At 47.5% G+C, this 10,840-nt stretch carries 7 protein-coding genes and 1 riboswitch; of the genes, 6 read left to right on the top strand and 1 reads right to left on the bottom strand.

The features are described from left to right. Positions 1–55: 55 nt before the first annotated feature. Complete coding sequence (locus tag JHJ32_RS21720) at positions 56–1,792, bottom strand: S41 family peptidase (protein WP_079718704.1); 1,737 nt, start codon at positions 1,790–1,792, stop codon at positions 56–58. 197 nt (positions 1,793–1,989) lie between these two features. Here JHJ32_RS21720 and pdhA point away from each other — a divergent pair, with 197 nt between their 5' ends. From pdhA to dnaA, 6 genes are all read left to right on the top strand, one after another. Further along, on the top strand, positions 1,990–2,985 hold the full coding sequence (gene pdhA, locus JHJ32_RS21715; protein WP_200122654.1) for a pyruvate dehydrogenase (acetyl-transferring) E1 component subunit alpha: 996 nt from the start codon (positions 1,990–1,992) through the stop codon (positions 2,983–2,985). Between the two features lie 51 nt (positions 2,986–3,036). Continuing rightward, the gene (locus tag JHJ32_RS21710; protein ID WP_200122652.1) at positions 3,037–4,707 is read left to right on the top strand and encodes a pyruvate dehydrogenase complex dihydrolipoamide acetyltransferase; all 1,671 of its coding nucleotides are present in this window, start codon (positions 3,037–3,039) and stop codon (positions 4,705–4,707) included. Between the two features lie 129 nt (positions 4,708–4,836). Beyond that, positions 4,837–5,331, top strand: coding sequence for a hypothetical protein (locus JHJ32_RS21705; RefSeq protein ID WP_200122650.1), 495 nt, complete (start codon positions 4,837–4,839; stop codon positions 5,329–5,331). 127 nt (positions 5,332–5,458) lie between these two features. Then, positions 5,459–8,338, top strand: coding sequence for an aminomethyl-transferring glycine dehydrogenase (gene gcvP / locus JHJ32_RS21700; RefSeq protein ID WP_200122648.1), 2,880 nt, complete (start codon positions 5,459–5,461; stop codon positions 8,336–8,338). A 50-nt stretch (positions 8,339–8,388) separates the two neighbouring features. Next, positions 8,389–8,485, bottom strand: a riboswitch (TPP riboswitch). Positions 8,486–8,707: 222 nt separating this feature from the next. Then, entirely contained in the window at positions 8,708–9,091 is a 384-nt protein-coding gene (locus tag JHJ32_RS21695; protein WP_200122646.1) for a transmembrane 220 family protein, read from the top strand. 296 nt (positions 9,092–9,387) lie between these two features. Further along, on the top strand, positions 9,388–10,815 hold the full coding sequence (dnaA, locus tag JHJ32_RS21690) for a chromosomal replication initiator protein DnaA (protein ID WP_079718710.1): 1,428 nt from the start codon (positions 9,388–9,390) through the stop codon (positions 10,813–10,815). Positions 10,816–10,840 lie beyond the last annotated feature (25 nt).

Raw genomic sequence — 10,840 nt, 5'->3', positions numbered from 1 at the left:
ACTGGCCGATATGGGATTCCAGTATTACGCCATCGGAGAATAGCCTGCAGCCCTTTTATTGGTGAAGGTCTGCCACAGCCGCCAAAAGCGCCGCTGGCCGGCCTATCGTTTTATATGCTCCTTCTCCATCTAAAATACTGTAATATTCTGTAGTCGGAGCCGTTAATAGCGAATGAGCACGCTGCAATTGTGCATCGTGTTTCAATGAAAATGTCGTCCGCCCACTGCGATAATAATAGCGGGAAATGATTTCGCTGCCCAGGGCTTGTTTAATTTCAACTTGATGGTCGGTCAAATCGCTTTGCTTACCTACACGCACTTTTTGGGTTAGTGACGCAACCTCCCGAAGGATCTCCTCCGACTTATTTTCTTCCTCTGCCCACACTTTCAGCTGCTGCAATAGGGCTTCCACTTCGGTGGCATAACGATAATCTTTACCCTCCAAAAACTGAATAAAATCCGCATATAACGAAGCATCCACTTCAAATACGCTTGCATCGGCTATCCGCGGATGTTTCTGCTTGAATGCAGTTGCATAATCAAATATCAAATAGCGACTCAATAATGCTTGCGTAACCGGGCTGTATGACGCCTTCTCCACAGTGATGTCCGGATAGATCCCGCTGCCATCATATACCACCCTGCCCTTTTTGGTATGAAATGCATTGATTAACGAGTCGGACATCCGGACATAACCACCGTTATTATTCCGGTGGACAAAATCGAGCGCCTGTATGCACCTTCCGGAAGGCGTATAATATTTAGCCACGGTGACTTTTACCAAGTTGTTGTACGGAAGGTTAAATGTCTGCTGTACCAGCCCCTTGCCAAAACTCCGCTCACCTACAATCACCGCCCTATCCAAGTCCTGCAATGCACCTGCCACAATCTCTGCAGCTGACGCAGAATAACCATTGATAAGCACAGTCAACGGAATTTCCGACGCCACCGGTTTAGCCATCGTGCGATAACTGTATGCCTTAGAAGCGTTCTTCCCTTTCTGACTCACCACCAATTCACCCTGCGGGACAAACAGATTGACAATTTTTACTGCTTCCTGAAGAATTCCCCCTCCATTGTTGCGTAGATCAACAATCAAGCCCTGAAGCCCTCCCTTTTCCTGTAACTCACGCAATGCCCCTTCCACTTCCTTAGCCGATTGTTCAAGAAATTTGTCGAGCTTGATGTAGCCAATGCCTCCATCCAATAAGGTGACATGACTAACATTAGGTTGCCGTATCACGCTCCGGGTAACAGTGAGCTCCTGCAAATTATCTTGACCGGGCTTTCGTATCTGAAGCCGGATATCGCTATGATCCGCTCCTCTCAACAAATGACTTACCTCGCCGGTAGACCTTTCTTTGAGCAACGTGCCATTAATGCTGACCAACTCATCGCCGGCTTCAAGCCCTGCTTGGTGCGCGGGCTGCCCAGCATTGACCTCAGACAGATAAATATGCTGGTCGCGCTCAAATACCGAGGCTCCGATGCCGCCATACCGCGTATCCACATACTTTAACCGGTAATCTTCTATATCGGTCTCCTGCACATATTCCGTATAGGGATCCAGCTCATCAAGCATGGCGTCCACTGCCGTCTTGATTAGTGTATTGGGATCGGTCTCATCGACATAGTTGAGGCTAATCTGCCGGTATACCGCAGAAAAAATATCCAGATTCTTACTGATAAGGAACAGGTCATCTTTGACCACAACGAATGCGGAAAAAAACAACAAAATCACCGCTAAGACAGTAAAGCGCTTTGCGCTTAACAGGTGTTTGTGATACTTCATTTGTGGTGTGTCAAAATCAAAAAACAAATAAAGTTAAAATAAATTGTAACGAATATCAAGGGCTAACTTTCGAAAAAAGGTCAATATCACCTAAATACTTACATATTTATGAGATATGCCCCCGCTTCAAATTGCATATAACAACAATTTTATCTAAGTTTGCCTTCCAAAAATTTGATTAGCTAATAAACGTTGAAATGAGTTCGACACCTATAACGAAAGAGACTTACTTGGAGTGGTATAAGTCTATGCTGCTCATGCGTAAATTTGAAGAGAAGGCCGGACAATTGTACGGGCAGCAAAAGATCAGGGGCTTTTGCCACCTTTATATCGGCCAAGAAGCCGTTGTCGCTGGGGCCATGTCTGTATTGCGTCCGGAGGACTCTATGATCACCGCCTACCGCGACCATGCCCATGCTATCGCCAAAGGAGTATCGGCCAATGCTGCGATGGCCGAGCTTTACGGTAAGGTGACCGGATGTTCCAAAGGAAAAGGTGGATCGATGCACTTCTTCAGCAAAGAGCACAAATTCATGGGGGGGCACGGCATTGTCGGCGGCCAAATTCCTCTCGGTGCCGGCATCGCGTTTGCCGAGAAATACAACGGCACAGATAACGTATGTGTATGCTACATGGGCGATGGTGCTGTACGACAAGGCGCTTTCAACGAAGCACTGAATATGGCCATGCTATGGAAGCTACCCGTAATATTTGTCTGCGAAAACAACGGCTATGCGATGGGTACATCTGTAGCGCGTACCACCAACATGATCGATATCTATAAAATGGGGCTAGGCTTTGATATGCCAAGCGCACCGGTAGACGGCATGGATGTCGTAGCTGTCCATAATGCCATGGATGAAGCTGTCCAACGCGCACGTAGCGGAGAAGGGCCAACCTTTCTTGAAATGCGCACTTACCGCTATAAAGGCCACTCAATGTCAGATCCCGCCAAGTACCGCACCAAAGAAGAGCTGGAAGAATACAAGGGACGCGATCCGCTCATCACTACAAAAGCTATCATCGTTGAAAAGAAATATGCAGACGAAGACTGGTTTACAGAAGTAGAGGCTGAAGTAAAAAAGACCATCGACGAATGTGTTAAATTCGCCGAAGAATCTCCTTATCCTGAGCCAGAAGAGCTGTACAAGGACGTATATGTCCAAGATGATTACCCGTTTGTCATGGATTGAGATTAAGAAGTAGCTAAGTAACGTTTAAATAAGGATTAACCGCAATACAACATGGCTGAAGTAGTAAAAATGCCCAAAATGAGCGATACCATGACGGAAGGGGTCATCGCGAAGTGGCACAAAAAAGTAGGCGATAAAGTCAGTTCCGGCGATTTGATAGCAGAAGTGGAAACCGATAAGGCGACCATGGACTTTGAATCGTACCAAGAAGGAACGTTATTATACATTGGTCCGAAAGAGGGGGAAGCGGTACCCGTAGATGCGGTTATTGCTGTATTAGGCGAAGAGGGAGAAGATTATCAGGCCTTGTTGAACGGAGAAAGCACCGGAAAAAGCGAGAAAGAGGAAAAACCTGATAACAAACCAGGTGCCGCTGAAGAAAAAGAAGCCGAGGAAGCTCCAGAAGAAGCCGGCGAGGAAGTAACCGCCGAATCGCTTGGAGCTACAGTCATTACAATGCCTCTTCTGAGTGATACAATGACCGAAGGTGTGATTGCTGAATGGCATTTCAAGGTAGGAGACACGATTAAAAGCGATGATGTCATTGCGGATGTCGAAACCGATAAAGCGACAATGGAGGTGACAGCCTATGCCGAAGGAACTTTGCTTTACATCGGCGTGGAAAAAGGCCAAGCGGCCAAAGTGAATGACATCATTGCTATCGTAGGCAAGGAAGGCACCGATGTGACACCACTGCTCAAACAGCATACAGGAAAAACAAAAAAAGAAGGGAAGTCGACTGAAAAGGCCGCTGATTCGGCGGACGTCGCGCCCGCCAAACAGGCGGCAGACGAACCTGTAAGTACTTCCGCAGATTCGCGCTTGAAAGCTTCGCCCCTAGCCCGCAAGATTGCGAAAGAAAAAGGTATCAGCCTTGGCGATGTAAAAGGTACAGGTGATGGCGGTCGGATTGTCAAAAAGGACGTAGAATCCTTCACGCCACAGGCTAAATCTACGACAGCATCCCCACAGGCACCTGCATCTACGACGGCGGCCGAGGCTCCAGCAGCCACCATCAATATTCCTCAATATGTAGGCGAGGAACGCTATGCCGAAAAACCGGTTACCCAGATGCGGAAAACCATCGCCCGCCGCCTTTCGGAGAGCTTATTTACGGCACCTCATTTCTATCTGACCATCCAGGTCGATATGGATAGCGCCATTGCCGCGCGTACCAAGATAAATGAAGTGGCTCCGCTGAAGGTATCATACAATGATTTGGTTATCAAAGCAGCGGCAGTAGCTTTGAAACAGCACCCGGCAGTAAATGCCTCGTGGTTAGGCGATAAAATCCGGTATAACGAACACGTAAATGTTGGTGTTGCTGTAGCTGTAGAAGACGGACTTTTGGTACCCGTAGTTCGGTTTGCTGACGGCAAAAGCCTATCACACATTTCAGCGGAGGTAAAGGATTTCGCGCAACGCGCAAAAACCAAGAAGCTACAACCCGCAGATTGGGAAGGTTCTACCTTTACCGTTTCAAACCTGGGCATGTTTGGCATCGATCAATTCACTGCCATCATCAACCCGCCCGATGCCTGCATTCTTGCCGTTGGTGGTATACAGCAAGTGCCCGTGGTCAAGAATGGCGCCGTCGTTCCGGGTAATATTATGAAACTCACGCTCAGCTGTGACCACCGTGTAGTGGACGGTGCCACCGGCGCGGCTTTCCTGCAGACACTCAAGGCTTTGCTGGAGGAACCGGTAAGATTATTGGCTTAATCCAGTAAATCTTAACTAAAAAACGCATAGGTTGTGACCCTTGGCTACGTACCTATGCGTTTTTACTTGTAGCAAAATCCCCTTGCCTTACGTTATTTATTTCGAACAGCAATAAATAACCCGACGTCAATGAAACTAACCACGTTATTCCGCATTTCCCTACTATTCTTGCCAGCTATTGTGACCTGCACGAAAAAATCACACACGGCTGATGAAGCTTTCTTGTCTTTTGAAGAACCCGCAATATCCCTGCGCACGTACGTAGGCTGGTGTGCTGCTAATGACAGCCTTACCATAAGCAAGAACAACTCACTATGGATCCACTATGCAAGCTGCCAGGACGAAACCGGCGTAAAGAAACAATGGCTAACCGATCCGCGCGATCTTGAAGAGCTTCAAGAAATCTTAGCCACCGGCGATTTCGGCTCCTTAGACATCAATGAGTGCGGACATTGTGCAGATGGCATCACCTACGTATTGACAGTTCAAGACAAAGGCAAAAGACACCGCATCAGGCTATCACATTCTTCAACAACTGCTGCCCAAGCACAGGAAGGCATGGCCATCAGGCTGTTGGATAAGATGACGGACATCATCGAAAGGCAAACACAAAACAACCATTAGCCCCCTGCCTCCAAAAACTTTTATCCACTTTATTTCTCACGCCAAAATCTGTATCTTTGCACGCGAAAGAACTACCGTCTGCTTGCTGGCAAGCACCATGGCTGCACCCAGGTAGTGAAACATTCCCATGAGTAAGATACATTTTCAGGAAAAATTTGAAGAGCGGCATATTGGCCCCAGTGCTGATGAAGCCTCCGCTATGTTGGATGCCTTGGGCGTCCAAAGCCTTGACCAATTGATTGACGAAGCCGTACCGGCACAAATACGGGCAAAAAGGGCATTAGCACTCCCGCCCGCCGTGACGGAAACAGCTTACCTGCGTAGAATCAAGGCGATAGCCGACAAGAACAAGGTATTCAAATCCTACATTGGGCAGGGATACTATGATGTCGTTCTTCCTGGCGTCATTCAACGCAACGTATTTGAAAACCCCGGTTGGTACACGCAATACACCCCTTATCAGGCGGAGATAGCGCAGGGGCGCTTGCAAGCTTTATTGAACTTCCAGACCATGGTCATTGACCTGACGGGCATGGAGATCGCAAATGCTTCGCTGCTTGACGAAGCTACGGCTGCAGCCGAGGCCATGTTTATGCAATATGGACTCCGGAAGAACAAAGCCGCCAACACGTATTTCGTCTCCTCGACCATTTTCCCTCAAACGCTTGATGTCTTGCATACACGGGCATTATCCTACGGTATAGAACTCTTAGTAGGCAACCCTCAAGAAATGCCCGATACGGATAACATTTTTGGTGTGCTTGTCCAATACCCTGCCGGGGACGGCACGATAGTCGACTATACCGCTATTGCCGAAGACTTACGCGCCCGGGATATTTCCATTTGTGCCGTTGCCGACTTAATGAGCCTAGCACTCCTTACCCCGCCGGGTGAATGGGGTGCTGATGTCGTTGTAGGCAGCACGCAGCGTTTCGGTATACCGATGGGGTTTGGCGGCCCCCACGCAGCTTATTTTGCCACCAAGGATGCGTATAAGCGAAATATTCCGGGCCGGATCATCGGCGTAACGGTAGACTCCAGCGGCAACTATGCACTACGCATGGCATTGCAAACGCGTGAACAACATATCCGCCGCGACAAAGCCTCATCCAATATCTGTACTGCGCAAGCGCTCTTAGCAATCATGGCGGGCTTTTATGCCGCTTACCATGGCCCTAAGGGATTACGGCTGATCGCTGATCGTATACATGACTTGACCGTTTTATTGGCGAGCGCATTACAACAGTTGGGATATAAGCAACTCAATGAAACCTATTTCGACACCATACGCATCGAACTCGGCGAATTGGCTGGCCCACTACATGCTGAGGCGCTTAACAACGAGATAAACCTGCATTACCAAGGCAGCGTTGCTGGTATCACCATTGACGAAACGACCACATATGAAGACATTGAGACACTTGTCCGCATTTTTGCCAAGCTAAAAGGCAAAACCCTTAACGATGTCAATTTGGATGCATCGGCAATTGAGGCGTCTTCGGCTATCCCACAGGGGTTACGTCGCACGTCAGCATTTCTCACTCACCCTGTGTTCAACAGCTATCACTCCGAGCACGAGATGCTACGCTACATCAAATCCTTGGAAGCCAAGGACCTATCGCTATGCCATTCCATGATCCCGCTGGGTTCATGCACAATGAAGCTTAATGCTACCACCGAGATGGTACCGGTCACTTGGCCCGCGTTCGGCGGCCTACACCCATTTGCACCGGCAGATCAAACCGGGGGTTACATGCAAGTCATCAATGAGCTCAATCAATGGCTTTGTGAGATTACCGGCTTTGCCAAGGTAAGCTTCCAGCCCAATTCCGGAGCACAGGGCGAGTACGCTGGCCTAATGGTTATCCGCGCTTACCATGAAAGCCGCGGTGACGCCCATCGCAACGTAGTACTGATCCCGTCGTCTGCACACGGCACAAACCCCGCTTCAGCGAGTATGGCCGGCATGAAGGTAGTCGTTGTACAATGCGACGAGCGGGGCAATATCGATGTAGCCGATCTGCGCGCCAAGGCTGAACAATACGCCACCAGCCTCTCGGCACTGATGGTGACTTACCCATCTACGCACGGTGTTTTCGAAGAGCCTATTATTGAGATATGCGCGATTATTCACCAATATGGCGGCCAAGTATATATGGATGGCGCCAATATGAATGCTCAAGTGGGATTGACCAGCCCGGGCCTTATCGGCGCAGATGTATGCCATCTGAATCTACATAAAACATTCTGCATCCCGCACGGCGGGGGTGGCCCCGGCATGGGCCCTATCGGTGTAGCCGAACATTTAGTGCCGTTCTTGCCTAACCATGCGGTAGTGGCAGTCAGCGGAAAACAAGGTATCAACGCGGTATCGGCTGCACCTTGGGGGTCAGCTTCCATCCTGCTGATTTCGCATGCTTATATTGCGATGATGGGAGCCGAGGGACTTACAAATGCCACAAAATATGCTATTCTGAACGCTAATTATATTAAGGCGCGCTTGGAAGGGCATTACCCTGTATTGTATGCCGGGGCTAACGGCCGTTGTGCGCATGAGCTGATATTGGATTGCCGCTCCTTCAAAGCCGCCGGAGTGGAAGTCGGCGATATCGCCAAACGGCTTATGGACTACGGCTTCCATGCACCTACTGTGTCGTTTCCTGTGGCAGGCACGCTGATGGTGGAACCCACCGAGTCGGAATCCAAAGCGGAACTGGACCGATTCTGCGATGCACTTATTGCTATCCGCAAAGAGATTGCCGCTATTGAGCGTGATGAATCCGACAAAACAAACAACTTATTGAAAGGCGCACCACATACTGTAGCAATGGTGAGCGCAGATGAATGGGACAGGCCTTATACGCGTTCGCAGGCCGCTTTCCCGCTGCCGTTTGTCCGCGAACACAAATTTTGGCCCGCGGTTGGGCGCGTCAACGATTCGCAAGGGGATAGAATGCTCATCTGTGCTTGCCCCCCGTTAAGTGCGTATGAAGAGATAGAGGCCTAATCAAAAAACCCTATTCTAACCATAGCTAGAATAGGGTTTGCACGACTTCTCGTCGTACCGACGCGCTTTCCCTGCGCTGGCATTATCCAGTTCAGGTTCGGGGATATTATCTCAGCCTGATTGGCTCAAGCACTCCCTGCACATCTTTCTGGTATATGAAACAAACGACCAGACAAAAGGTTTGAAATTTTTCAATTTCCCCTTTATTTATTCTTTGGTCGGTACACTCACAATTGCCTTAGATTTTTTAGATTTGGGGGCATGTAGCAATGTATCTATCACATGTCTTAAAAACATTAGCAAGATTTGAGCGTTGCGGTCTTATTTGACTCCGTTAAAAGCAAACAATCATCAATAACCAATTAGCGTATGAAAATATTCAACGGCTTGTTTTGTGCCCTATTTGTTGTCAGCGCAGCACTGCAATACAACGATGAAGACCCATTTCTTTGGATTCCGATCTATTTGTATGCGGCTTGGCTGTGTTATTTGGCCATCAATAAGCGCTATCCGGCCAAAGGTTATCTTTTAGGCCTTGTCGTTTACGTGGGATATGCCATCTACCTCCTGCTCATCCGGCACGAGGTCATCTATTGGTTTGAGCATGAGCGTGCTTCGGCACTCGTACAGCGCATGGAAGCAGACCAACCATGGATAGAAGAAACCCGTGAGTTAGGTGGCCTGTTGATACTCATTATCGTACTCGGCATTAATTGGATAGGTTTTAGGAAAAAGGTAGTAACGCCATCTTAGACGCGTTGAACAACCCTTCGATTTTATTTATTTTTTACTATTTCTTTGCTTTAATTTTACTTAACTTTAACGCATGCGTTTGTAGCTCGCCTGCAATTGTTAAAAATTTTACGCCCCTATATTTTGATTGTAATTTTTACAAAAAAATACACCTAAGTTATTGATTTACAATACCGTGTTTGATATTTTAATTTTTAATTTTTTAGCTGATTTTTTTTTGCCATCTTCGTTTCACGAAGAAGTTATCAACATTTTTTCGATCATTTATTGTAAATCAACTTATTAAGAAATAACGAATGGAAAAAACGAGCACGAGCGTATGGAATAGCTGTCTACAAATCATCAAAGACAATATTCCTGCACAAAGTTATAAGACCTGGTTTGAGCCCGTTAAGGCCGTACGCTTAGAAGGTAACGTTTTGACTATTCAAGTGCCAAGTTTGTTTTTTTATGAATGGCTTGAGGAGCATTATGTAGGTTTGCTACGCAAGACCATCAAAAAGCATCTCGGGGAAAATGGACGATTGGAATACAATATTGTGGTGGAAAAATCTTCTACCAGCAATCCTTATACCACAAACATTCCGTCAAGCGGCAACGGAGCGGAAGCCAAGAAGCAGTCAATCCCCATACCCGTGGCGCTTAACAAGGATATCAAAAACCCTTTTGTCATTCCCGGTCTTAAAAAGCTGCAAGTAGATCCACAATTAAACCAGCATTACTGTTTTGACAACTTCATTGAAGGTGAATGTAACCGCTTAGCGCGTTCTGCAGGCTTTGCCGTAGCGAGTAAGCCCGGCGGCACATCATTTAATCCGTTGATGATATATGGCGGCGTAGGGTTGGGCAAAACCCATCTTGCACAGGCTATCGGCAATGAAATCAAGCGCAATCTGCCGGACAAATTGGTAATCTATGTGTCTTGCGAAAAATTCTGCCAGCAATTCGTAGATTCCTTGAAGAACAACACCATTAACGACTTTGTCAATTTTTACCAGGCAATGGATGTCATCATTATGGATGACGTGCACAACTTTGCCGGAAAAGAACGTACACAAGACATCTTTTTCCATATATTTAATCACCTGCACCAGTCCAGCAAACAGATTATTCTCACCTCGGACAAACCACCAAAGGATTTGGCTGGGTTAGAGGAGCGCTTATTAAGCCGCTTTAAGTGGGGGCTCTCTGCCGACATACAGGTACCTGACCTGGAAACACGCATGGCCATTCTTAAAAAGAAAATGTATACCGACGGCATTGAGCTACCTGACAACGTGATCGAATATGTCGCCAATCAGATCGATAACAGCGTGCGCGAGCTCGAAGGCGCCATGGTATCATTGCTGGCCCAGGCGACATTAAATAAAAAGGAAATCGACCTCAATCTCGCCAAGTCCATGTTGAAAAACTTCATTAAGAATACACACAAAGAGATTTCCATGGATTACATCCAGAAGCTCGTGTGCGATTATTTCGAAGTACCCGTGGAAATGGTGAAATCAAAGGTGAGGAAACGTGAGATTGTACAAGCCCGTCAGATCTCAATGTACTTAGCCAAGAACCACACGAAAACCTCCTTGAAGTCCATCGGCGCCTTTTTTGGCGGCCGGGACCACTCCACGGTCATCTATGCTTGCCAAACCGTTGAAGATCTGATTGAAACGGATAAGAAATTCAAAGCGTACGTGCAGGACATTCAGAAAAAGCTTAAAATAGGTTAAAAAGAAGATCGAAAGACGGCTTTTT

This window comes from Parapedobacter sp. ISTM3, from assembly GCF_016533505.1.
Taxonomy (GTDB): Bacteria; Bacteroidota; Bacteroidia; order Sphingobacteriales; family Sphingobacteriaceae; genus Parapedobacter; species Parapedobacter luteus.
The sequence above is the reverse complement of the archived record's forward strand: the minus strand, read 5'-3'. Positions and strand labels throughout refer to the sequence as shown.

Excerpts from the sequence above, each read along its gene's own strand:
- JHJ32_RS21720 (WP_079718704.1), bottom strand. The coding sequence starts at position 1,792 with ATGAAGTATCACAAACACCTGTTAAGCGCAAAGCGCTTTACTGTCTTA.
- pdhA (WP_200122654.1), top strand. The coding sequence starts at position 1,990 with ATGAGTTCGACACCTATAACGAAAGAGACTTACTTGGAGTGGTATAAG.
- JHJ32_RS21710 (WP_200122652.1), top strand. The coding sequence starts at position 3,037 with ATGGCTGAAGTAGTAAAAATGCCCAAAATGAGCGATACCATGACGGAA.
- JHJ32_RS21705 (WP_200122650.1), top strand. The coding sequence starts at position 4,837 with ATGAAACTAACCACGTTATTCCGCATTTCCCTACTATTCTTGCCAGCT.
- gcvP (WP_200122648.1), top strand. The coding sequence starts at position 5,459 with ATGAGTAAGATACATTTTCAGGAAAAATTTGAAGAGCGGCATATTGGC.
- JHJ32_RS21695 (WP_200122646.1), top strand. The coding sequence starts at position 8,708 with ATGAAAATATTCAACGGCTTGTTTTGTGCCCTATTTGTTGTCAGCGCA.
- dnaA (WP_079718710.1), top strand. The coding sequence starts at position 9,388 with ATGGAAAAAACGAGCACGAGCGTATGGAATAGCTGTCTACAAATCATC.